Here is a 22897-nt window from a genome sequence, read left to right on the forward strand (position 1 = left end):
GGGATGACATCATGACGAACCTGGTCCGCCGCGACGTTCTGAAGACGGGCGGCGTGACCGCGCTTGCCGCGATCGTCCCCGCAGTGCCGATCGGTGCTGCGGCGGCCGGGCCAATCAGCCCTCGCGAGGTCGTATCGCTCGGCACCGGATGGCGGTTTCACCTTGGCCATGCGAGCGATCCGGCAAAGGATTTCGGCTTCGGGCGCTCGCACGACACCTATGCCAAATCGGGCGATGTCGGCACGCCGGTCGCCGAGCCGAAATTCGACGATGCGACATGGGACGCGGTGTCTCTGCCGCACGACTGGGCGGTCGACCTGCCGTTCGAACGCTTCGGGCCCGCGGGGAGCGAGGCCGATCGCACCGGCGCGTTCCAGGGGTTCAAGCCGGTCGGGCGGATGTGGCCCGCGACCAGCGTCGGCTGGTATCGGCGCGTCGTCCCGCTCGCGAAGACGGATGCAAGGCGGCGTCTGCTGCTCCAGTTCGACGGGGTGGCGCGCGACTGCATCGTCATCCTCAACGGCTTCGTCGTCGGCGCGAACGAGAGCGGCTATGCGCCGTTCGAGATCGACGTCACCGATTTCGCCAAGCCGGGCGAGGACAATATCCTCGTCATCCGCTGCGACGTGAGCCTGGGCGAGGCGTGGTCGTATGAAGGGGCGGGGCTGTACCGCGACGTCCGTCTGGTGAAGACCGCGCCGGTCCACGTGCCACGCTGGGGCGCGACGGTGCGGTGCGTGGTCGATGCCGGCGGCGCAAGCGTCCGGATCGCGACCGAGATCGCGAACGACGGTGCCGCGTGCGACGCGCGGGTGCGATCGACGGTGGTCGCACCCGATGGGAAGAGTGTGGAGCTGTTCGCGGACCCGCTCGCATTGCCGGCCTGGCGCACCACGACGGCGACGCAGGAAACGCGCCTTGCCGCGCCCGGCTTGTGGTCGCTGGAGACGCCGCATCTCTACACTTTGGTCAGCGAGATCCTCGTCGACGGCGTCGTGGTCGATCGCGACACGTGCCGCTTCGGGATCCGCACGATCCGGTTCGACGCGACCTACGGCTTTTTCCTCAACGGCAAACCGGTCAAGATCAAGGGCACCTGCAACCATCAGGATCATGCCGGGGTCGGCTTCGCGGTGCCCGACAGCCTGCACGTCTGGCGGCTCGAGCAACTGAGGGCGATGGGCAGCAACGCCTATCGCTCGACGCATCATTCGCCGTCGCCCGCGATCCTCGATGCGTGCGACCGGATGGGGATCCTGATGATCGACGAGACCCGGCAGATGTCGAGCAACGCCGAGGGGCTGGGCCAGCTCGAACGCATGGTGCGTCAGGGGCGCAATCATCCGTGCATCATCCTGTGGAGCATCGGCAACGAGGAGATCCACCGCGGCACCGAGACGGGCGCGCGGATCGCCGAGACGATGAAGCGCAAGGTGTACGAACTCGACGGGACGCGGCCGGTCACCGAAGCGTTCAACGGCAAGTTCGGCGAGGGGGCGTCGCGCGTGCTCGACGTAATGGGGTGCAATTATTACCTCGACGCAATCGATCCGTACCATGCCGCGCATCCCGACATGCCGATGATCGGCACCGAGACGGGCAGCACGGTGATGACCCGCGGCGAATACACGCGCGACGACAAGCAGGGCTTCGTGCCGGCGTACGACCGCGACTTCCCCAAATGGGCGACGACCGCGGAGACATGGTGGCGCTTCTACGACTCGCGGCCGTTCCTGAGCGGCGGGTTCGTGTGGACCGGGTTCGATTATCGCGGCGAGCCCACCCCGTTCGAACGCTGGCCGGAGAATGTCTCGAACTTCGGCCAGATGGATCTGTGCGGCTTCCCCAAGGACAATTACCATTATTACCGCGCGTGGTGGAGCGGCGAGCCGGTGCTCCACCTGTTCCCACACTGGAACTGGGCCGGGCGCGAGGGGCAGCCTGTCTCGGTCTGGGTGCACAGCAATTGCGATGCGGTCGAGCTGGTCCTCAACGGCCGCAGCCTCGGGCGGCAGACGGTGGTGAAGAACACGCATCTCGAATGGCAGGTGGCCTATGCGCCGGGGCGGATCGAGGCGCATGGCTACCGCGACGGCAAGCGCGTGATGCATGCTGTGCGCGACACGACCGGGGCGCCGGCGCGGATCGGGCTGACGAGCGACCGGCGGCATTTGGCGCCGGGCGATGTCGCGGTCGTGCGCGTCGCGATCCTCGATGCGAAACGGCGCGAGGTGCCGACCGCCGCCAATCGCGTGACGTTCGCGCTGTCGGGCGATGCGAAACTACTCGGCGTCGGCAATGGCGATCCGCGAAGCCTGGAGCCCGATCACGCGACGTCGCGATCTGCATTCAATGGGCTGTGCATGGCGCTGGTGCAGGCGGGCGAACAAGGCGGACCAATTCGGCTCGAGGCTCATGGTGAGGGGCTGGCACCAGCGATGCTGGCGCTAATCGGGCGGGGCGGGGACTGACCGCCCTCTTGCTACTGCGGAGACAGATCGAGCTGCGTCGGCACGGCCCCTAGCGCGATGGTGTAGCCGCCCCGTTCTTGCCGCGCGCCGGCGGCGGCGTATTGCCGGCCGGTCTTGGTCGTCGTCTCGACGAACACGCGCGCGGTCGGAGTAGTCGCCGTCGCGGCGTCCAGCGTCAGTGTGACCAAGCCCGTGCTCGGCCGATACGTAGCCCGCGCGATCTTGCCGGATTCGAGCGTGATCCACAGGCCCGCAGGCGCGACGAACAGCCGCGCCCGCGCGCCGTCCTTCGGCACGATGCCGATCGCGTCGGCCGCCTGCTCCACCGTCCCGCCAAAGCCGAGCCAGCCGAAGGTCGGGTCGTTCACCAGATAGCTCGCGGCGGTGATCGCGTGGCCGTAGAAGCCCATGCCGTAATCGCCGCTATACGGGTCCCAGCGCATCATGTCGGGGGCGGAGTGGAACGCCGCCGACGAGAAGCCGTCGCGATCAATGTTGGTGATCCCCCCCATCATCCCGCCGTAGGCGATGCGCAGCAGCCGCAGGTCGGTCGGGTCGGCACGATAGGCGTCGAACAGCGGGACGGCGTTCAGCGTCGAACCGTAATGATGAAGCTGCCGCTCGATCCGCGGGTATTTGCCGCCGTACAGGAAGTCCCAATAGCGCCGCGCATTGCCGTTATAGCCCCAGCTCGGGATCGTCGGATCGTAGGCGAGGATCACCTGCCGCGTGACGTCGGCCTGCGGCTGATAGCCGAAATAGCGCATCCACGCGTAGACCTCGGGCTGGCCGGTCGAATCCCACGCCATCTCGCTGCCGAACGGATAGCGCAGCGTGCGCCAGTGATCGGCACGCCGCTTCATCAGGCGTTCCATGTCGGTCGACTCGGCGGCCAGTCCCTCGCGCTTCAGGTCGCGCAGGATATCGACGAACACATCGCCCTCCATTAGCCCGAACTGCGTGTAATAGGGCGCGTCGCGCATCATCGCGGCGGTCGTCTGGTAGGCGTGGTCGAGATACCAGCGCCACGGATGCGCGGTGACAAGCCCCGGATGGTTGCGCGCGACGCGGTAGAGCACCCAGTGGCCGATCGCGACATGCGGATAGTTGTACGCGCGACCGAGATCGCCCGCGTCCTTCCTCGACCAGGACGTCCAGGTCTTCCAGTCGAGGCTCGGGTCGTAATAGCCCGGGTGCGCGGCGGGGTCGTAATAGAACAGGCTCTTCCGGACGGCGCCCGCGTGCGGACCGTCGGCGACTTGCAGCCCGCCCTGGATCGTCGCGTCGACCAGGCGTTGCAGCTTGGCGATCTCGGCGGGGTCGGGGTTGTCGAGCTGCTTTGCGATCGCCGCGACCCAGCTTCCCGCGCCGCCTTCGTCGCTCATGCCGGAGATCCAGACGCGCGGGTCCTGCGTGACGACCTTGCCCGCCTCGCGGTCGTAGGTGAGGATCGCGGGATTGCGGCCGAACGGGTCGGCCTTGTCCTCATACCATTGCTGGTGCGTCGAGAAGCGGCCGAGATCGGCCATCGTCTGGTCGAGCGGCTTGGTGATGTAATAGCTGACCGTCTGGACGCTGCCATCGGCATAGGTGATCGCGAGGCTCGCGCGGCCCCAGCCTTTGCTGCGCACAGTATACCGCGCCCAGTCTTTCGCGCTTGCCGTCGGAGTTGCCGTGAGCGCACCCGCCGGCAGGCTCTCGACCTTCGCGACCGGCGACGGCGTCTTAAGGAACAGCGCGGCCTGCTGATCGGTCGGCAGGACATAGCCGGGAATGCCCACCGCGACCGGGCGGTGGTTGGCGACGAGCGTGTCCTCGATCGCCGCGATCGAGGGCGCGGTGACGAAGCGGACGCCGATCGTGCGCGCCGCACCCGGCGCGAGCGTGATACTGGTCGGCGCGTTCCATTGTTCACCGGCCTTGGCCCATTCCTTCTTGGCGAAGGCCTTGCTCGCGATGGTCCAGTCGTAGAACCCCTCCGACGTCTGGCCGCGCTTGCTGCGGTCGGTGAAGACGTCACCTTGCGGCGCCTTCGCGGGCTCAAGGATCGGGCGATAGGCTTCGAGCGGGGTGCCCTTTTCGGGGAGGACGAGCAAGGCAGGGCCGGCGCCGTTGAGCCGGGTGACCTGGAGATAGCCCGCGTCGCGGCCGATATACGGATCGACGAAGCTCGCCTGCGCGTGCGCCTGTTCGAGGCTGCGGTCGGTGATGATGTTGTCGAACACCATCGGCATCCCGAGCGCGCCGATCTCGACCGGGGTCTTCGTCATGTTGGTCAGCGTGAAGCGGAGCGCGAGGACGCCGTGATCGTCCACCCAGCGGCGTTCGACGCGCAACGGGCTGGCGGTCCCGAGCGAGGCGGTGATGTCGGCGGCGGCGAGCGTTGCGCCGGTCGCAGGGAGGCGGCGGATCGCCTTGCGGTGCTGCGAGGAGGCGAGCTCGGTCCATGCGCCGCCAGCCGGCCGCACGCGAAGGTGGATGTCGCCGATATGGACATAGCCGTCAGCGGCACGCTCGGCTTCGCGTGCGCCGGGGACGAAATCGAAGCCGGGCTCGGCGGCGGGCGAGAGGCGGGCGAGCGTCTGCGTGTCGGTGCGGAGCGCGAGGCGGAACGCCGGGGTGCGGAGCGCGGTCTGGGCGATCGGGCGGTAGCTGGGCTTGGCGGGCCTGGGTTGCGCGCCGCCCGCCAGGGTCGCGGTGGTCGCGAGGAGCAGCGTCAGGAGGCGGAAGACGGTCATGGCGTTGCTCGCTCGAAGTCAAAGGTTAGGATAAAGTGTCACTTGCGCTGCTCTATAGGACGTATAGTATACGATATCCGAATGGAGATAAAGATGTTCGCAAACCGCCGGGACGTGTTGATGGGGACGACGGCGGTGGCGCTGTTGTCGGTAGGCGAACAGGCGTTTGGCAAGGGTGCGGCAACGCTGCCCGCTAGCGCGAAACCCTTGCCGCTGTCGGCGGTGCGGTTGCGCCCATCCGCCTATGCGACCGCGGTCGAGGTCAACCGCGCATATCTGCTGCGGTTGAGCGCGGACCGGTTGCTGCACAATTTCATGGTCTATGCGGGGCTGCCCGCGAAGGCGCCGCTCTATGGCGGATGGGAGAGCGACACGATCGCGGGGCATACGCTCGGTCATTACCTGACCGCGCTGGTGCTGATGCACGCGCAGACGGGTGACGCGGGGTGTCGCACGCGCGCCGACTATATCGTCGGCGAACTCGCGCGCGCGCAGGCGAAGCGCGGGACGGGCTATGTCGGCGCGCTGGGGCGCAAGCGGAAGGACGGGACGATCGTCGACGGGGAGGAGATCTTCCCCGAAGTGATGCGCGGCGAGATCAAGTCGGGCGGGTTCGATCTGAACGGCTCGTGGTCGCCGCTCTATACGGTGCACAAGCTGTTCGCGGGGCTGCTCGACGTGCATGCCGCGTGGGGCAACACGCAGGCGCTGACCGTCGCGACGGGCCTCGCCACCTATTTCGCCAAGGTGTTCGCGGCGCTCGACGATGCGCAGATGCAGACTTTGCTCGGGTGCGAATATGGCGGGTTGAACGAGAGCTATGCCGAGCTGTCGGCGCGCACCGGCGACAAGACGTGGCTCGCCGTCGCGGAGCAACTGTACGACCGGAAGATGCTCGACCCGATGGTCGCGGGCGAGGACAGGCTGGCGAACTTCCACGCCAATACGCAGGTCCCCAAGCTCATCGGCCTTGCGCGGATCCACGAACTGACCGGCAAGCAAGCGCCCGCGAACGCCGCGCGGTTCTTCTGGGACACCGTCACGCGGCACCACAGCTACGTGATCGGCGGCAATGCCGACCGCGAGTATTTCTCCGGCCCCGACAGCATCGCGAACCACATCACCGAGCAGACGTGCGAGCATTGCAACAGCTACAACATGCTCAAGCTCACGCAGCATCTCTATGGCTGGCAACCCGACGGCGCGCTGTTCGACTATTACGAGCGCGCACATCTGAACCATGTGATGGCCGCGCAGAACCCCAAGACTGCGGGCTTCAGCTACATGACGCCGCTGATGACGGGCACCGCGCGCGACTATTCGACGGCGAAGGACGATGCGTTCTGGTGCTGCGTCGGCAGCGGGATGGAGAGCCATGCCAAGCACGGCGAGGCGATCTTCTGGGAGGGCGAGGGCATGCTGCTCGTCAATCTCTACATCCCCGCCGAGGCGCGGTGGCAGGCGCGCGGCGCGGCGCTGACGCTCGACACGCGCTATCCGTTCGAGCCGGAGTCGCGGCTGACGCTGACGAAATTGGCCAAACCGGGACGCTTCCCGATCGCGTTGCGCGTGCCGGGCTGGGCGAGCGGGCGCGCGTCGGTGGCGGTCAACGGCGCGCCCGTCGAGCCGGTGATCGCGAAGGGCTATGCGATCGTCGAGCGGCGGTGGACGGCGGGCGATGTCGTCGCGATCACCGTGCCGCTCGACCTGCGGTTGGAAAGCGCGCCGGGCGATATCGATACGGTGGCGGTGCTGCGCGGGCCGTTGGTGATGGCTGCCGATCTCGGGCCGAAAGACGCGCCATGGGAGCAGGCGGATCCGGCGATGGTCGGTGCGGACCTGCTCGCGGCGTTCACGCCGACGGTCGGCACCGCGGCGACCTATGCGACAAAGGGGATCATCCGCCCGGCCGACCTCAGCTTCGTGCCGTTCTACAGCCAGTATGACCGGCGCAGCGCGGTGTATTTCAAGCGCTTCGGCGAGGCGGCGTGGACGACGCAGGAGGCGGCGTTCCTGGCAGAGCAGGCGCGCCTGAAGGATCTCGCCGCCCGCTCGGTCGACGTGATGCACCTCGGCGAGATGCAGCCCGAGCGCGATCACGGCCTGACGTCCGAGATATCCTATCCCGAAAGCTATCGCGGGCGGAACGGACGTGATGCGCGCTCGGGCGGGTATTTCGAATTCGCGATGAAGACCCGGCCCGGGCCGCTCGTGTTGCAGGCGACCTATTGGGGCGACGAACGCGCACGCGATTTCGATATCCTCGTCGACACTGTGAAGGTCGCGACGCAGCATCTCGAGGCGGACCAGCCGGGCAAGTTCTTCGATGTCGAATACCCGCTCCCCGTCGCGCTGACCAAGGGCAAGACGAGCGTGAAGATACGCTTCGTACCGCATGACCGCTCGTCCGCAGGGCCGGTGTTCGGGGTGCGGATGGTGGTCGCCAAACCGGGTGCGGCCGCATGAGCGAAGACGTGCGGATGACGCTCGACGCGGTGCGCACGCTGGCGCGCACGGTTTTGCTCGGGTCAGGCCTGTCGCAGGCGCATGCCGAGGCGGTGGCGGAGACGATGGTCGCGGGCGAACGCGACGGCTGTGCGAGCCACGGCATCTACCGGTTGCTGGTCGCGGCGAACAGCATCGCCAAGGGCGTCGTCGCGGTCGATGCCGACCCGGTGGTGAGCGAGCCCGCGCCGGCGCTGGTCCGCGTCGATGGCGGCGGCGGCTTTGCGCAACTCGCGTTCGAGCGTGGCCGCGTGCGGCTGGAGGAGAAGGCGCACGGCTATGGGATCGCCGCGCTGGCGCTGACCAACGTCGTGCATTTCGCCGCCTTGTGGCCCGAGGTCGAGGCGCTGGCGGAGCGCGGTCTGGTCGCGCTCGCGGTCACGCCGAGCCATGCCTGGGTCGCGCCCGCGGGGGGCACGGTGCCCGTGTTCGGGACCAACCCGATCGCGTTCGGCTGGCCACGTCCCGGCGACCATCCGTTCGTGTTCGACTTCGCGACGAGCGCTGTCGCGCGCGGCGAGATCGAGCTGCATCGGCGTGCGGGCAGGCCCGTCCCCGACGACTGGGGCTATGACGCGGACGGCAAGCCGACGACCGACGCGGCGGCGGTGCTGAACGGCGCGATGCGGACGTTCGGCGGGCACAAGGGCTCTGCGCTGGCGGCGATGGTGGAGCTGCTCGCCGGGCCGCTGATCGGCGACATGACCAGCCGCGAGTCGCTCGACGCCGATGCCGCGCGCGGTGGTTCACCGATCGGCGGCGAGCTGATCGTCGCGATCGATCCCGCCGGGTTCCTCGGCGATGCGGTCGCCGATCATCTCGCGCGCGCTGAAACTATGTTCGCGGCGATCGAGGGGCAGGGTGCGCGCCTGCCGTCGCAACGGCGCTATGCGGCGCGGGCGCGGAGTCTGGCAGAGGGTGTGGTGATCCCCCCGGCCTTGTACCGTGACATCATGGCGCTGGTTCCAGGAGAATGACGATGAAGGCGATGATCCTGCTGCTCGCGCTGGGCTCGACCGCGGTGGCCGCGATGCCCGCCAAGCCACCGCAGACGGCCGCCAGGACGGGGGCCGATGCGCGGTTCAAGGCGCTCTACACGTCCGAATATGCGTGGCGGCAACGCCAGATGGCGCAGGGCGAGGACAATCCGGGCGCGGCGGCGCGCCTGCCCGACGTCGGCCCCGCAGCCCAGGCCGAGCGCCTCGCACGCTGGACCGACGTGTCGCGCCAACTCGCGGCTATCGCACCCGCCAGCCTCTCGTCCGCCAATCGCGTCAACTACGCGGTCTATGCGCAACAGATCGACGCGCTGCTCGCCGAGCAACGCTATCGCGAATACGAGAAGCCGCTGACCGCGGATACGAGCTTCTGGGGCGATGTCGCCGAGGGCGCGCGCGGCAGTTTCAAGTCGGTGAAGGACTATCGCGACTATATCGCGGTGATGCGCCAGATCCCGCGCTATTTCGACCAGCAGACGGGCAATATGCGCGCCGGGCTCGCGCGCGGGTTCACGCCGGCGCGCGTAACGCTGACCGGCCGCGACATCGGCGTCGCGCAGGTGGCCGAGGCGAAGACGCCGCAGGACTCGCCCTTCTACGAACCGTTCAAGACCTTCCCGTCAACGATCCCGGCGGCGGATCAGGCCGCGCTGCGCGCGGAGGGGACGGCGGCGATCGCACAGGCGGTCGTGCCGGCCTATGCGACGCTGCTGAAATTCCTCCGCACCGACTATATTCCGCATGCCCGCGAGGGGCTGGCGGCGTACGACCTTCCCGACGGCAAGGCCTATTACCAGTCGAAGATCCGCGAATACACGACGCAGGACCTGACGCCCGACCAGATCCACGCGCTCGGGCTCGCCGAGATCGCCAAGATCCGTGGGCGGATGGAGGGCGTGATGAACAGCGTGAAGTTCGACGGCGACCTGCAGGCGTTCTTCAACCACCTGCGCACCGATCCGCAATTCTATCCCAAGACGCCGAACGACCTGCTTTACCGCGCGGCGTGGATCGCCAAGACGTTCGACGGCAAGGCCTCGCAATGGTTCGGGCATTTGCCGCGCAGCCGGTTCGCGATTCGGCCGGTGCCCGCGGACATCGCGCCGTTCTACACCGGCGGGCGCGGGGGCCCGGGCATCTATCTGGTCAACACCTACGCGCTGCCGTCGCGGCCCTTTTATTCGCAGGTCGCGCTGACACTGCACGAGAGCGCGCCGGGCCACGCGTTCCAGATGCCGCTCGCCGCGGAGAACACGGCGCTCCCCGCGTTCCGGCGCGACACGTATCTGTCGGTCTATGGCGAGGGCTGGGCGCTCTATTGCGAGACGCTCGGCGAGGACATGGGGATGTACGAGACGCCGTACGACCTGTTCGGGATGCTGAGCTACCAGGCGTGGCGCGCCGCGCGGTTGGTGGTCGATACCGGCATCCACGCCAAGGGCTGGAGCCGGGCGCAGGCGCAGGCCTATCTGCACGACAACACCGCGCTGTCGGACCACGAGATCGAAACCGAGGTCGATCGCTACATCGCGTGGCCGGGGCAGGCGCTGTCCTATTACATGGGCCAGATCGCGTTCCAGACCGCGCGGAAGAAGGCGCAGACGGCGCTGGGGCCGAAGTTCAACATCCGCGCGTTCCACGACGCGATGCTCGCGATGGGATCGGTCCCCGTCCCGGTGATCGAGGCACGCACCGACGCGCTGATCGCGGCGGGCGGCAAGGGGCCCTATCCCGACGAGGAGTGAGGGCGGGGTGTGCTTATACCCCCGTCATCCCAGCGAAGGCTGGGATCCAGAGCCAAGCAAAGCCTGCGTCCGTGGCTCTGGATCCTGGGTCGAGCCCAGGATGACGGAAACTGCCTTAGCCGAACGGTCGGTCGATCGAGGGCTGCGGCTCGGTGAACCAGGCCGCGCCGGTCTCGGTGACGTGGAAATGATCCTCCAGCCGGATGCCGAAGCGATCGGGCACGACGATCATCGGCTCGTTCGAAAAGCACATGCCGGGCGCGAGCGCCGTCCGGTCGCCACGCACGAGATAGGCGGGCTCATGGATCGACAAACCAATGCCGTGCCCGGTGCGATGCGGCAGCCCGGGCAGGCGGTAGTCGGGCCCAAGCCCTGCCTTCTCCAGCGCCGCCCGCGCGGCGGCATCGATCGCTTCGCAGGGCACGCCCGGCTGCACCGCCGCGAACGCCGCGGCCTGCGCCTCGTGCTCGATATCCCAGATCGCGCGCGCCTCGTCGCCGACCTGGCCGAACGCGTAGGTGCGCGTGATGTCGGAGTGATAGCCCTCGACCTGGCAGCCGGTGTCGATCAGCACGAGCTGGTCCTCCTCCAGCAGCTGGTCGCCGGGCAGGCCATGCGGAAAGGCGGTCGCGCGGCCGAACTGCACCGCGCAGAAATACGAACCCGACGACCCGATCGCGCGATGCGCATCGTCGATGAAGCGGATTACCGTGCTCGCGGCGATGCCGGGGTGGAGGATACGCGCGGCGCGACGCTGGACGTCGAGCGTCATCGCCTTGGCCTGGCGCAGCAAGGCGAGCTCGGCCGGGCTCTTGATCATCCGGCACGCGTCGATCACCCCCGCGCCATCACCGAGCTCGAGCCCGGTCGCGGCAAGCGCGCTCGCCATCCCGTAAGGCAGCTGCGGATCGAGCAGCAGCCGGCCGCGCACCGCATCGGCGACCAGCGCATAGGGGCTCTCATCCTCTTCCCAGAGGCGCAGCTCGGCCTCGATCTCGACCGCAGCCTCAAGCGAGCCCTGTTCGAAGCGCGGGCAGATCAGGATCGGCTGGCCCTTCACCGGCAGCAGCAGCGCGACCAGCCGCTCGGTCGCGCCCCAAGGAATCCCGGCGAAATAGCGCAGGCTCGCCCCCGCACCGATTAGTAGCGCATCCGCACCCGCCGCCTCGACCAGCGCGCGCGCCTTGTCGAGCCGCGCCATCCGCTCGGCCAGCGCGATGCGTGGCGCCGGCGTCGCCCAGGGGCCGATGGTGGCCAGTTCGTCGGCTATCGAAGATCCGCCGATGGTCATGCGCGAGGTCCTTTTTTAGCGAAGCGGTCGAGGTCGAACGGCGCGAGCGACACCGCCGGGGTATTCCCCGCCAGCATCGCCGCGACGAGCGTTGCGGTCACCGGCGCGAGCGTGAGACCGAGATGTTGATGACCGAAGGCATAAGCGAGATTGGCGCGGCGCGTCGACCGGCCGATCGCGGGAAGGTAATCGGGCAGAGTCGGCCGCGCCCCCATCCAGCGCTCGAACGGCCCCTCGATCGGCAGCCCGAGCGTCCGGACATGGTGCTCCAGCCGCGCCCATTTGCGCGGATCGGGCGGCGCGTCGGGATCGCCGAGCTCGACGAAGCTGGCCGCCTGCACGCAGTCGGCATAGCGCGTGACGATCATCGCATGATCCTCGAACACCAAAGGCGGCAGGTCAGCGGGCCAGCCATCGGCGCGCGCGCGGATATGATAGCCGCGCTCGGCGATCATCGGCACGCGGTAGCCGAGCGGTTCGAGCAGCGCGCGCGATCGCACCCCGGCCGTCACCAGCACCAGATCTACGTCGTGCCCCGCAATTTCGGTCCGCCCGGCATCGTCCGTCAGCCGCGCCGCCTCCCGGACGATCCGGCCGCCGCGGGCCGAGACGGCAGCCTCGAGCGTGGTCGCAAGCCGCCGGAGATCGACGATCTGCCCGCTACCCGTGAAGCGGATCGCCCCCCCGACCGGATCGGCAAGGAAGCCGAGCCGCCGCAACAAGGCGGGTTCCGCATCGACGATCCGCGCCGTTCCGATCGCGCTCCGCGACCAGCGTCTGCGGCCGGCCTGCGCCTGCGCGGCCGTGTCCCAGATCACGACATGGCCGTCCGCGCGCACCAGGTCGGGCGCGCCGATCGTCTCGACCAGATCGCGCCAGGCAGGCATCGCCCCCGCCAGCAGCGGAGTCAGCGCCGCGGTTCCTGCCGCGAACCGCGCCGGCGTCGACGCGGCGATCAGTCGCGCGGCGAAGGGAAGCCACCGCGCCGCCATCGACGGCGGCAAGGCGAGCGCACCGCCCGCGCTGAACAGCCGTGCTGGCACCGAACGCAGCGCGGCAGGCGAGGCGAGCGGTTCGACCTGCTCGACCGCGATATGCCCCGCATTGCCCCAGGATGCGGCGTTGTAATCGCCATCGGGTTCGAACACACTCACGTCATGCCCGCGATCGAGCAGCGCGACCGCACAGCACAAGCCGACCACGCCGCCGCCGACTATACCGATCGCGCGCCTGTTCGCCGTCACGTCATTCTCCTGTTGCACCGCGTCAGTCGCTTTCGTATACGGTATATATATTGAAACGCAGGAAGGTCGATACCCAATGTCTGTCGAATGGAAAGGCGTATTTCCGGCCGTAACGACGCAGATTCGCGAGGATCTGACCGTCGATCTTGCCGATACCCAACGCGTCGTCGACGACCTGATCCGCGACGGCGTGACAGGGGTAATCGCGCTCGGCACGGTCGGCGAGAACAACTCGTTCGATTATGATGAGAAGGTCGCGGTGCTGACCGCGATCGTCGAGGCGGTCGCAGGTCGCGTCCCCGTCATCACCGGCGTCTCCGAATATGATACGCGCCGCGCGGTGCGCTATGCGCAGGCCGCGGAAAAGGTCGGCGCGGACGGCCTGATGCTGTTGCCGCCGATGGTCTATGTGCCCAAGCCGCATGAGCTGGTGGCGCATTTCAAGGGCGTGGCGGAACAGGTCGGGCTGCCGATCATGCTCTACAACAACCCGCCCGCGTATCGCACGCTGATCGACAACGACGTGCTGGCCGCGCTGGTCGACGTCGCGAACATCGTCGCGGTCAAGGAATCGGCCCCTGACACGCGGCGGTTCACCGACGTGAAGACCGCGTTCGGGGATCGCTACGTGCTGTTCGCCGGTCTCGACGACGTCGCGCTCGAAGGATTGTATCTGGGTGCGCAGGGCTGGGTGTCGGGCCTCACCAACGCATTCCCGCGGGAATCGGTCGAGCTGGTCAACGCGTTCGCGCGCGGCGATCATGCCAAGGCGATGGAGATCTATCGCTGGTTCATGCCGCTGCTCCACCTCGATGCCGAGCATGACCTGGTCCAGTCGATCAAGCTCGCCGAGCAGGTCATGGGCCGCGGGTCCGAACGCGTCCTGCCGCCACGCTATCCGCTGATCGGCGCCCGCCGCGCCGAGGTGATCGCGATGGTCGAGCACGCAGCGGCGACGCGCCCGGTGCTCTCGAACTGATGCGCCACACCTTCTTCTGCATCGACGGCCACACCGCCGGCAACCCGGTCCGCCTCGTCGCGGGTGGGGCGCCGCTGCTCAAAGGTGCGTCGATGTCGGAGCGGCGGCAGGATTTCCTGAACCGGTTCGACTGGATCCGCACCGGGCTCTGCTTCGAACCGCGCGGGCACGACATGATGTCGGGTGGGTTCCTCTACCCGCCGACGCGCGACGATACCGATATCGGCATCCTGTTCATCGAGACGAGCGGGTGCCTGCCGATGTGCGGCCACGGCACGATCGGCATGGTGACGTTCGGGCTCGAACACGGGCTGATCCAGCCCGCGCTTCCCGGCCGGTTGCGGATCGAGGTGCCCGCGGGCGTGATCGACGTCGCCTATGAGACCGAGGGCGCAAAGGTGACCGCGGTCCGCATCACCAACGTCCCCGCCTATGTCGCCGCGCGAAATATCCGCGTGGACGTCGAGGGGATCGGGCCGCTCGGCATCGACGTCGCCTATGGCGGCAATTATTACGCGATCGTCGAGCCGCAGGGCCGGTACACCGGGCTCGACGACCTCGGCGCGGCCGAGATCATCGCGCTCAGCGGCCGCGTTCGCGAGGCGGTGCGCGCACAGTTCGAGCCCGTCCATCCGCTCGATCCGACGATCCGCGGCGTCAGCCACGTGTTGTGGGCCGATGTCCCGCGCAGTGACGGCGCCGATGGCCGCAACGCCGTCTTCTACGGCGACAAGGCGATCGACCGCAGCCCGTGCGGCACCGGCACCTCCGCGCGGCTCGCGCATCTGGCCGACCAGGGCCGCTTGTCGGTCGGCGACCGGTTCGTCCACGAAAGCTATATCGGCAGCCGCTTCATCGGCCGTGTCGAGGCCGAGACCGCGCTCGGCGACACCCCCGCGATCATCCCGTCGATCGAGGGATCGGCGGTCGCAACTGGGTTCAATACGATCTGGATCGACCGCGAGGACCGTTTCTGGGAGGGGTTCCAAGTTTCGTGAACCGTTTTCCATGAATATTGGGCTATGCTGGCGCTGCACTTCTGCCCCCGGAGCCTTCTTCCTATGAGTATCGTCGTCCGCACGCTGTCCGAACAGGTGTTCGAGATCGTCCGCGAACAGATCGTCACGGGCAAGCTCGCGGGTCATACCGCGATCCGCCAGGATGCGCTGGCGACCGAACTGGGGGTCAGCAAGATCCCGCTGCGCGAGGCACTTGCGCGGCTCGAGCAGGAGGGCCTGCTGACCAGCCACGCCAATCGCGGCTATTCGGTCCAGCCGATGTCGGCGGACGAGGCGGACGACATCTTCGCACTGCGCCTCAGCATCGAGCCGCAGGCGGCGGCCTATGCCTCGACCGTCGCCAACGACTCGGATCGCGCGATCGCCATCCTCGCGTTCGAGGAACTCGACAGCGCGGCGAGCGAGCGGCTGGCCGAGGTCGCGATCCGCAACCGCGTGTTCCACACCGCGCTCGTCCGTCCGGGCCGGCGCCTGCTGACGACGCAGATGGTCGAGCGGCTGGCGATCCTCGCCGAGCGCTACGTCGTCGCGCATCTGCGCCCCGCGGGGCGCGAGGACCGCGCGCATCTCGAACATCGCCAGCTGCTCGACGCGTGGCTCGCGCGCGACGACGATCGCATGCTGACTCTGCTGACCAGCCATATTCAATCGACGCTGACCGATCTGCGCGCGCAGTTCGACGCAGTCCGAGACTAGGGAGCATAACCGGGGATGGGCATGTTTGGACCGCGTAAATCGTTCGAAGCGTCTGCCCATGGCCAGGACCACAGCTTGGCGAAAACGCTGAGCTGGCCGCATCTGATCGCGCTCGGGGTGGGGGCGATCGTCGGCACCGGGATCTACACTTTGGTCGGCGTCGGCGCGGAGCGCGCAGGGCCGGGGGTGATCCTCGCCTTCGTGATCTGCGGCGTGATCTGCGCCTGCGCCGCGCTCGCCTATACCGAACTCGCGACGCTGATCCCCGCCGCGGGCAGCGCGTACACCTTCAGCTACACCGCGCTCGGCGAGACCGTCGCCTGGGTCGTCGGCTGGAGCCTGATCCTCGAATATTCGCTGGCATGCTCGACCGTCGCGGTTGGCTGGTCGGGCTATCTGGTCGGCTGGATCGAGGCGGCGGGGGTGCATCTGCCGCACGCCTTGCTGGTCGGGCCGCATGGCGGCGGCTTCGTCAACATGCCCGCGGTGCTGGTGTCGCTTGGCGTGATGGGGATGCTGATCCTCGGCACGCGGCAGAGCGCGACGCTCAACATCGTCCTCGTGCTGATCAAGCTGGTCGCGCTGACGATCTTCGTCGTCTACGCGGCGCCCGCGTTCAAGGCGGACAATCTCCACCCGTTCATGCCCTACGGCTTCGGCTCGACCGAGCTCGGCGGGCACAAGCGCGGCGTGATGGCGGCGGCGGCGATCGTGTTCTTCGCGTTCTACGGCTTCGACGCGGTCGCGACCTCGGCGGAGGAGACCAAGAACCCCAAGCGCGACCTGACGATCGGCATCGTCGGCTCGATGCTCGTGTGCACCGTGATCTACATGGCGGTCGCGGTCAGCGCGATCGGTGCGCTGCCGTTCACGCAGCTCGCCAATTCGCCCGAGCCCTTGGCGCTGGTGCTGCGCCAGCTGAGCCAGCCCTTCGCGGCGCAGCTGATCGCGCTCGCCGCGGTCGTCGCGCTGCCCTCGGTGATTCTGGTGATGATGTACGGGCAGAGCCGCATCTTCTTCGTGATGGCGCGCGACGGCCTGCTCCCCCGCGGTCTCGCCAAGGTCAGCAAGCGGACCGGGTCGCCGACGCTCATCACGCTGCTCACCGGCCTGTCGATCGCCGCGGTCGCGGGGTTCTTCCGCCTCGACGAGATCGCCGAACTCGCCAATGCGGGGACGCTGATCGCGTTCATCTCGGTCGGGATCTGCCTGATGGTCCTGCGCCGTACCGCGCCGCACCTCGCCCGACTGTTCCGCTGCCCCGCGGCCTATGTCGTCGGCAGCGTGACCGTCGTCGGCTGCCTGTACCTGCTGGCGAGCCTGCCGTCCTCGACGCTCGCCCGCTTCGTGATCTGGAACGCCGCCGGGCTCGCGCTCTACTTCGCCTATGGCCGGCGCAAGAGCGACGTCGGCAACCCGGTGGCCCGCACGGCGTGACGCGTCACCGTTTCTTGCGGCACGCGTCCGAGCAATAGATCACGCTATCCCAGTCGCGCGCCCATTTCTTGCGCCAGGTAAAGGGGCGCTCGCACGCCGGACACACCTTGGTCGGCAGGTTCTGCTTGGCGACACCGTTGGGCATCAGCGGGCCTGCGCGTCAAGGAACGCCGCGACATCGGTGAGGTCGACGGTCTTGTCGAGATAGGTCCCGCCGATCCCGCGCGCGAGCAGGAACGGCAGCGTTCCCGCCGCCATCTTCTTGTCGTGCCGCATATGATCGACGAGCCGGGCGCCGCTCGCGTCGACCCCCGCCGCCGCCAGCCCGTCGGGCAGCCCCGCGTCGCGCCAATGCGCCGCAACGCGCTGCGCGTCCTCGTCCGAACACAGACCCTGCGCCGCCGAAAAACCGAACGCCAGCGAACAGCCCGCCGCCACGCCCTCGCCATGGATCAGCGCCTGCGAGAACCCGGTCTCCGCCTCCAGCGCATGCCCGAACGTGTGGCCAAGGTTGAGCAACGCCCGCGTCCCATTGGTCTCGTGTTCGTCCGCCGCGACGATCCGCGCCTTCGCCGAAACGCTGTGCGCGATCGCATATTCGCGCAAACCCAAATCGCCCGCGAGCAACGCCGCGCCATTGGCCTCGCACCATTCGAAGAAGGCGAGATCGTCGATCAGCCCATATTTCACGACCTCGGCATAGCCCGCACGCAACTCGCGGATCGGCAGCGTGTCGAGTACCTTCGGGTCGATCAGCACCATCGCCGGCTGATGGAACGCGCCGATCAGGTTCTTGCCCGCGCGCGTATTGATCGCGGTCTTGCCGCCGACCGAGCTGTCGACCTGCGCGAGCAGGCTCGTCGGGATCTGCACGAACTGGCATCCACGCTTGAGGATCGCGCAGGCGAACCCGACGAGATCGCCGATCACGCCGCCGCCCAGCGCGACGACATTATCGCCACGCTCGATCCCGAGTTCGAGCAGCCGGTCGCACAGCATCTCGAGCGTCGCCCAGCTCTTGCTGCCCTCGCCGGGCGCCAGCACGATCGCCTCGGATTCGAGCCCCGCGGCGCTCAGCGAAGCCTGGAGGGTGGCCAGATGCGTCGCCAGGTTCGCATCGGTGACGATCGCGATGCGCCGGCCCTTTGCCAGCGGCGCGATGAATTCGCCGGCGCGGCCAAGCAGTCCCGCCTCGATATGGATCGGGTAGGTCCGCGCGCCCAGTTCGACGGTAATGGTCTTCATCGGCCTAACGCTCTCAGGATTGCAGCGACGGTCGCTTCGTGCGGCGTCTTGTTGCTGACGATATGGATATGCGCCTGCGCGTAGATCGGGTTGCGGACGCGCGCCAGTTCGGCGAGCACCTTGCCCGGATCGCGGTTGCGCAGCAGCGGGCGGGTGTCACGCCGCCCGACACGCTCGACGAGGATGTCGGGATGCGCGCTCAGCCACACCGACACCGCGTCGCGCAGGATCAGCGCGCGCGTATCGTCGTTGATGAACGCGCCGCCACCCGTCGCGATGATCTTGGGCGTACCGTCGATCAGCCTCGCGATCACGCGGCGTTCGCCGTCGCGGAAATATTCCTCGCCATATTTGGCGAAGATCTCGGCGACGGTCATGCCCGACGCGGCCTCGATCTCGTGATCGGCATCGACGAACGGCAGGTTCATGCGCAGCGCGAGGCGGCGGCCGACGGTGGTCTTGCCGACGCCCATCAGCCCGACGAGCACGATCGGGCGATCGATCGGGGCAGCGCGGCGACTGCCGGCAGGGCCGCCTGGAGGCCCACCTGAAGGGTTGTGGCTTTGCAACATCGTGAGCCGCGCTATACAGCGGCACCGCGCAAGGGCAAAAGCTCTTGGCGCCTGTTTGTCCACTACAAGGTTACGTCGCATGTCCCGTTTCATCGTCTCGGTCGTCGTCGTTCTTGTGGTCGTGGTCGGCGGCCTGTTCCTGCTGGCCGGCCGCGCGACCGAGCGTCCGCAGAGCCGCGTCGAGAAGGCCGTGACGCTTGCGAACCTCTCTTAAGGCGACACTGGCGGCGGCGGTTGCCGCCGGGGCTCTCGTCGCGCTGGCACCGGCGATCGGGCAGGATCGCCCCGAATCGATCCTGCCGCCCGGGTTCGGCGATCCCACCCCGACGCCCGCGCCGCGGCCGGCGCCACCTGCGGGCACGCCCACGCGGCCGTCCGGCACGCCGCAGCCGACCGTCCCGCAGCCGGCGCCCGCCGCGCCGTCGCCCGGCGCGATGATCCAGCCGCTACCGCCGACGACGCCGACCGGCATTCCCCCGGTGGCGCCCGCCGCGACGCCCGCGGCCATCGATCCCGCTGTGCTCGCGCGGTACGAGATGCCCGAATCGGCACGGCGCTCGCTCGCGACGGTCGGGCCGGTGGCATCGCGTGAGGGTGGGCTGGAGACCGACGCGTTCGGCGAGGCCGACGGCCATTATGTCGAGACGCTGATGCGCCGGCTGACCGCGCCCTTGCCGTCGCGCTGGATGTCGATCCTGCTGCGCCGCGCTCTGGTATCGCGCGTCGATACGCCTGCGCGCATCAACGGCGCGGACTTTGCGGCGGAACGCGCTTGGCTGTTGCTGCGGATGGGCGAATCGGTCGCCGCGCGCGCAGTCACGCAGAGCGTCGACACCGACAACTACACGCCCAAGCTGTACCAGGTCGCGATGAACACGGCGCTGGCGACGGGCGATCCCGCGGGCTTCTGCCCGCTCGTCCCCGGCGCGATGCGTCTTGCACCGGCGCGTGGCTGGACGATGGCGCAGGCGATGTGCGCTGGCCTCTCGGGCAACCCAGCGCAGGCGACCCCGCTGATCGCGACCGCCAAGCGCCGCAACGTCGCGAGTGGCGTCGACATGCTGCTCGCGCAGAAAGTCGTGGGGGCCGGCGCGCAAGGCCGACAGGCCGTGACGATCGAGTGGGACGGCATCGACCAGCTGACCGCGTGGCGGTTCGGGCTGGCGATGGCGACCGGCGTCGCGGTGCCCGACGCGCTCTATGCCAGCGCAGGGCCGCAGGTGCGATACTGGCAGGCGCTGTCCCCGTCGGTGCCGCTGGCGGCCCGGCTCGCGCCCGCCGAATCGGCGGCGGGGCAGGGGGTGCTCTCCAGCGCCGCGCTGGTCGATCTCTACGCCGCCGCCTCGACCGACGACGATACGCAGAGCGTCGCGGCCGCGGCCGCCAACGATCTGCGCACCGCCTATGCCGATCGCAGTTTCGAGACGCGGCTGAACGCCCTGCGCCAGCTCTGGGGCGGCGCGGACACGCGGCCGTCCTATGCGCGGCTTGTCCTGACCGCACGCGCGGCGGCACGAATGAACCCGGCGCTGGCCAAGGCCGAGGCGGATCATCTGGTCGCGTCGATGCTGTCGGCGGGGCTCGACCGCACCGCCGCACGCTGGCTCGGCACCGTACCCGCGGGCGGCGATGCTTGGGCGATGATCATGCTCAGCGATCCCGATGCGTATCGCCGGCTGACCTATGCCGATCTCGCCTCCTATTCGGGCGGCGAAGGCGATTCGGCGCTCAAGCAGCGGATGTTGTTCGCGGGGCTCGCCGGGCTCGGGCGGCTCAACACCGGTGATATCGAGCGTGCCGCCCAGTCGCTGGGCGTACCGATCGGCGCGGACAATGCCTGGACGCGCGCGCTCGATCGTGCCGCGCGCGCCGGCCAGTCGGGTACGGTCGTGGTCCTCGCGGCGATTGGCATGCAGGCCGCCGGCTGGAAGGATATCCCGCCCGAGGCGCTGTACCGGATCGTCGGCGCGTTGCGGGCCGTCGGGCTCGACGGCGAAGCACGGATGATCGCCGCCGAGGCGATTGCGAGGGCGTGACCCACGCTACTGACCGTGCGCTGATCGACCGATTCCTGGAGATGATGGCGGCGGAGGCGGGGGCGGCACCGAACACGCTCGCCGCCTACCGCAGCGATCTGATGCTCGCGTCGCAGGCGCTCGAAGGCAACTTGGTCGACGCGGACGCCGCCGCGCTCGCAACCGTGTCGGGCGGATGGTCGGCGCTCTCTCGCGCGACCGTCGGCCGAAAGTCCGCCTCGCTCCGCCGCTTCTTCGCGTTCCTCGCCGAAGAGGGCCACCGCGCCGACGATCCCGGCAACGCGCTGCCCAGGCCCGGCCCCGCCCGCGCGCTCCCCAAGGTGCTGAGCCACGCCGATATCGACCGGTTGTTCGCCGCGATCGCCGAGCGCGCCGCGCGCGATCCGCTCGACCCCAACGACCTGCGGCTCTCCGCGCTGTTCGAGCTCCTCTACGGTTCCGGCCTGCGCGCGACCGAGCTCGTCAGCCTGCCGCGCAACGCGGTCCACCCCGATCGCCCGTTCCTGATCCTGCGCGGCAAGGGCGGACGCGAGCGGATGGTGCCGATCTCCGACCGTGCGCGTGCCGCGGTGGCGCTCTGGCGTACCCATGTTGCCGCCGACCGTCTGTGGCTGTTCCCCTCGGGCAAGGGCCACCTCTCGCGCATCCGCCTGTACCAGATCGTCAAGGCGCTCGCCGCCGAGGCGGGGATCCCGCCCGACCGGGTCAGCCCGCACGTCCTGCGCCATGCGTTCGCGACTCACCTGCTCGCGGGGGGCGCCGATCTGCGCGCGCTGCAATCGATGCTCGGCCACGCCGATATCGCCACGACCGAGATCTATACGCATGTCGATTCGAGCCGCCTGGTCGAGCTCGTCAACACGCGTCACCCGCTGGCGGATATGCCGCCGCGTTGACGCGGACGGCGCCGCACCGTAACCGCCGCGGATGCCAAGCTTCCTCGACTTCGAGAAACCGATCGCCGAACTCCAGGGCCGGATCGACGAACTCCGCGACACCGCTGCCGAAGGCAGCGTCGACCTGGCCGCGGATATCGCGCGTCTCCAGGCCAAATCCGACAAGCTGCTGAAGGATACCTTCGCGCGGCTGACGCCGTGGCAGAAGGCGCAGGTCGCGCGCCATCCCGAGCGTCCGCACTTCAAGGACTATGTCGCCGCGCTGTTCGACGAGTTCGTCCCGCTCGCCGGCGACCGCGCGTTCGGCGACGATCAGGCGATCCTCGGCGGCTTCGCGACGTTCCGCGGGCGCAAGATCATGGTGCTCGGCCATGAGAAGGGCGACGATACCGCGAGCCGCCTCCGCCACAATTTCGGCATGGGCAAGCCCGAGGGCTATCGCAAGGCGATCCGCCTCGTCGAACTCGCCAACCGATTCGGCCTGCCGATCGTGACGCTCGTCGACACCTCGGGCGCGTTCCCTGGCATCCAGGCCGAGGAGCGCGGCCAGGCCGAGGCGATCGCGCGCTCGACCGAAGCCTGCCTCAACGCGGGCGTGCCGATCGTCGCGGCGATCGTCGGCGAGGGCGGTTCGGGCGGCGCGGTCGCGCTCGCCGCGGGGAACCGGGTGCTGATGTTCGAACACGCGATCTATTCGGTGATCAGCCCCGAAGGCTGCGCCTCGATCCTGTGGCGCACCGCCGACAAGGCTCCCGAGGCCGCCGAAGCGATGCGGATCACCGCGCAGGACCTGAAAGCGTTCGGCGTCATCGACGATATCGTCGCCGAACCACTCGGCGGCGCGCACCGCGATCGTGCGACGGCGATCGAATCGCTCGGCGATGCGCTGGCGTCGGCGCTCGCCGACCTCGTCGCGCTTGCGCCTGCCGATCTGCGCAAGGATCGCCAGGCCAAGTTCCTGAAGATGGGTAGGCTCTAACCGCGCATCGACCCGCGTCGGAGCACAAGAAAAGGGCGGCGGAACC

General features: G+C 68.6%; 18 protein-coding genes. 12 read left to right on the top strand and 6 right to left on the bottom strand.

Going from position 1 to position 22897, the window contains the following annotated elements:
- Window positions 1-11: 11 nt before the first annotated feature.
- Window positions 12-2471, top strand: coding sequence for a beta-galactosidase GalA (gene galA, locus C8J26_RS05890; protein WP_107957157.1), 2460 nt, complete (start codon window positions 12-14; stop codon window positions 2469-2471).
- A gap of 11 nt (window positions 2472-2482) precedes the next feature.
- Here galA and C8J26_RS05895 read toward each other — a convergent pair whose 3' ends face one another.
- Window positions 2483-5209 (bottom strand): DUF5695 domain-containing protein, encoded by a 2727-nt coding sequence (locus tag C8J26_RS05895; protein ID WP_107957158.1) that lies wholly within the window; start codon window positions 5207-5209, stop codon window positions 2483-2485.
- Between the two features lie 93 nt (window positions 5210-5302).
- On the opposite strand from C8J26_RS05895, the gene C8J26_RS05900 reads away from it, so the two are divergent.
- The 3 genes from C8J26_RS05900 to C8J26_RS05910 are packed head-to-tail and all read left to right on the top strand — an operon-like array spanning window position 5303 to window position 10457.
- Window positions 5303-7675 carry a glycoside hydrolase family 127 protein gene (locus C8J26_RS05900; RefSeq protein WP_107957566.1) on the top strand — a complete coding sequence of 791 codons (2373 nt, stop codon included), beginning with the start codon at window positions 5303-5305 and terminating at the stop codon, window positions 7673-7675.
- Window positions 7672-8691, top strand: coding sequence for an Ldh family oxidoreductase (locus tag C8J26_RS05905; protein ID WP_107957159.1), 1020 nt, complete (start codon window positions 7672-7674; stop codon window positions 8689-8691). Before C8J26_RS05900 ends, C8J26_RS05905 begins: the two co-directional genes overlap by 4 nt.
- Window positions 8688-10457, top strand: coding sequence for a DUF885 domain-containing protein (locus tag C8J26_RS05910; protein WP_107957160.1), 1770 nt, complete (start codon window positions 8688-8690; stop codon window positions 10455-10457). The genes C8J26_RS05905 and C8J26_RS05910 overlap by 4 nt, the downstream gene beginning before the upstream one ends.
- A gap of 115 nt (window positions 10458-10572) precedes the next feature.
- On the opposite strand, the gene C8J26_RS05915 is transcribed toward C8J26_RS05910, so the two are convergent.
- A complete protein-coding gene (locus tag C8J26_RS05915; RefSeq protein WP_107957161.1) occupies window positions 10573-11748 on the bottom strand; it encodes a M24 family metallopeptidase in 1176 nt (391 codons plus the stop codon).
- A complete protein-coding gene (locus C8J26_RS05920) occupies window positions 11745-12992 on the bottom strand; it encodes an NAD(P)/FAD-dependent oxidoreductase (protein WP_244185187.1) in 1248 nt (415 codons plus the stop codon). Before C8J26_RS05920 ends, C8J26_RS05915 begins: the two co-directional genes overlap by 4 nt.
- Window positions 12993-13068: 76 nt before the next feature.
- Here C8J26_RS05920 and C8J26_RS05925 point away from each other — a divergent pair, with 76 nt between their 5' ends.
- From C8J26_RS05925 to C8J26_RS05940, 4 genes are all read left to right on the top strand, one after another.
- A complete protein-coding gene (locus tag C8J26_RS05925) occupies window positions 13069-13971 on the top strand; it encodes a dihydrodipicolinate synthase family protein (RefSeq protein ID WP_107957163.1) in 903 nt (300 codons plus the stop codon).
- Window positions 13971-14969 (top strand): 4-hydroxyproline epimerase, encoded by a 999-nt coding sequence (locus C8J26_RS05930; protein ID WP_107957164.1) that lies wholly within the window; start codon window positions 13971-13973, stop codon window positions 14967-14969. Before C8J26_RS05925 ends, C8J26_RS05930 begins: the two co-directional genes overlap by 1 nt.
- A gap of 63 nt (window positions 14970-15032) precedes the next feature.
- Window positions 15033-15686 carry a GntR family transcriptional regulator gene (locus C8J26_RS05935; protein ID WP_107957165.1) on the top strand — a complete coding sequence of 218 codons (654 nt, stop codon included), beginning with the start codon at window positions 15033-15035 and terminating at the stop codon, window positions 15684-15686.
- A 15-nt stretch (window positions 15687-15701) separates the two neighbouring features.
- A complete protein-coding gene (locus C8J26_RS05940) occupies window positions 15702-17123 on the top strand; it encodes an amino acid permease (RefSeq protein ID WP_107957166.1) in 1422 nt (473 codons plus the stop codon).
- A 4-nt stretch (window positions 17124-17127) separates the two neighbouring features.
- Here the strand turns inward: C8J26_RS05940 and C8J26_RS05945 are convergent, their stop codons facing one another.
- Genes C8J26_RS05945 through C8J26_RS05955 form a run of 3 tightly spaced genes read right to left on the bottom strand, consistent with a single transcriptional unit; the run spans window position 17128 to window position 18940 of the window.
- Window positions 17128-17268, bottom strand: a complete 141-nt coding sequence (locus tag C8J26_RS05945) for a DUF2256 domain-containing protein (protein ID WP_082444318.1) — start codon at window positions 17266-17268, stop codon at window positions 17128-17130.
- Window positions 17268-18368 carry a 3-dehydroquinate synthase gene (gene aroB, locus C8J26_RS05950; RefSeq protein ID WP_107957167.1) on the bottom strand — a complete coding sequence of 367 codons (1101 nt, stop codon included), beginning with the start codon at window positions 18366-18368 and terminating at the stop codon, window positions 17268-17270. The genes C8J26_RS05945 and aroB overlap by 1 nt, the downstream gene beginning before the upstream one ends.
- Window positions 18365-18940: a shikimate kinase gene (locus C8J26_RS05955; RefSeq protein WP_082445440.1), complete on the bottom strand. Its 576-nt coding sequence runs from the start codon at window positions 18938-18940 to the stop codon at window positions 18365-18367. The genes aroB and C8J26_RS05955 overlap by 4 nt, the downstream gene beginning before the upstream one ends.
- Window positions 18941-19019: 79 nt before the next feature.
- Here C8J26_RS05955 and C8J26_RS21060 point away from each other — a divergent pair, with 79 nt between their 5' ends.
- The 4 genes from C8J26_RS21060 to C8J26_RS05970 are packed head-to-tail and all read left to right on the top strand — an operon-like array spanning window position 19020 to window position 22851.
- On the top strand, window positions 19020-19154 hold the full coding sequence (locus C8J26_RS21060; RefSeq protein ID WP_267904487.1) for a hypothetical protein: 135 nt from the start codon (window positions 19020-19022) through the stop codon (window positions 19152-19154).
- The gene (locus C8J26_RS05960; RefSeq protein ID WP_341871493.1) at window positions 19138-20976 is read left to right on the top strand and encodes a cytochrome P450 family protein; all 1839 of its coding nucleotides are present in this window, start codon (window positions 19138-19140) and stop codon (window positions 20974-20976) included. Before C8J26_RS21060 ends, C8J26_RS05960 begins: the two co-directional genes overlap by 17 nt.
- Window positions 20973-21872: a tyrosine-type recombinase/integrase gene (locus C8J26_RS05965; protein ID WP_279628932.1), complete on the top strand. Its 900-nt coding sequence runs from the start codon at window positions 20973-20975 to the stop codon at window positions 21870-21872. Before C8J26_RS05960 ends, C8J26_RS05965 begins: the two co-directional genes overlap by 4 nt.
- A 31-nt stretch (window positions 21873-21903) precedes the next feature.
- Window positions 21904-22851, top strand: coding sequence for an acetyl-CoA carboxylase carboxyltransferase subunit alpha (locus tag C8J26_RS05970; RefSeq protein WP_107957168.1), 948 nt, complete (start codon window positions 21904-21906; stop codon window positions 22849-22851).
- Window positions 22852-22897 lie beyond the last annotated feature (46 nt).

Source organism: Sphingomonas aurantiaca (assembly GCF_003050705.1).
Classification (GTDB): Bacteria; Pseudomonadota; Alphaproteobacteria; order Sphingomonadales; family Sphingomonadaceae; genus Sphingomonas; species Sphingomonas aurantiaca.

Coding starts and splice junctions, on each gene's coding strand:
- galA (WP_107957157.1), top strand. CDS start 12: ATGACGAACCTGGTCCGCCGCGACGTTCTGAAGACGGGCGGCGTGACC.
- C8J26_RS05895 (WP_107957158.1), bottom strand. CDS start 5,209: ATGACCGTCTTCCGCCTCCTGACGCTGCTCCTCGCGACCACCGCGACC.
- C8J26_RS05900 (WP_107957566.1), top strand. CDS start 5,303: ATGTTCGCAAACCGCCGGGACGTGTTGATGGGGACGACGGCGGTGGCG.
- C8J26_RS05905 (WP_107957159.1), top strand. CDS start 7,672: ATGAGCGAAGACGTGCGGATGACGCTCGACGCGGTGCGCACGCTGGCG.
- C8J26_RS05910 (WP_107957160.1), top strand. CDS start 8,688: ATGACGATGAAGGCGATGATCCTGCTGCTCGCGCTGGGCTCGACCGCG.
- C8J26_RS05915 (WP_107957161.1), bottom strand. CDS start 11,748: ATGACCATCGGCGGATCTTCGATAGCCGACGAACTGGCCACCATCGGC.
- C8J26_RS05925 (WP_107957163.1), top strand. CDS start 13,069: ATGTCTGTCGAATGGAAAGGCGTATTTCCGGCCGTAACGACGCAGATT.
- C8J26_RS05930 (WP_107957164.1), top strand. CDS start 13,971: ATGCGCCACACCTTCTTCTGCATCGACGGCCACACCGCCGGCAACCCG.
- C8J26_RS05935 (WP_107957165.1), top strand. CDS start 15,033: ATGAGTATCGTCGTCCGCACGCTGTCCGAACAGGTGTTCGAGATCGTC.
- C8J26_RS05940 (WP_107957166.1), top strand. CDS start 15,702: ATGGGCATGTTTGGACCGCGTAAATCGTTCGAAGCGTCTGCCCATGGC.
- C8J26_RS05945 (WP_082444318.1), bottom strand. CDS start 17,268: ATGCCCAACGGTGTCGCCAAGCAGAACCTGCCGACCAAGGTGTGTCCG.
- aroB (WP_107957167.1), bottom strand. CDS start 18,368: ATGAAGACCATTACCGTCGAACTGGGCGCGCGGACCTACCCGATCCAT.
- C8J26_RS05955 (WP_082445440.1), bottom strand. CDS start 18,940: ATGTTGCAAAGCCACAACCCTTCAGGTGGGCCTCCAGGCGGCCCTGCC.
- C8J26_RS21060 (WP_267904487.1), top strand. CDS start 19,020: ATGTCCCGTTTCATCGTCTCGGTCGTCGTCGTTCTTGTGGTCGTGGTC.
- C8J26_RS05970 (WP_107957168.1), top strand. CDS start 21,904: ATGCCAAGCTTCCTCGACTTCGAGAAACCGATCGCCGAACTCCAGGGC.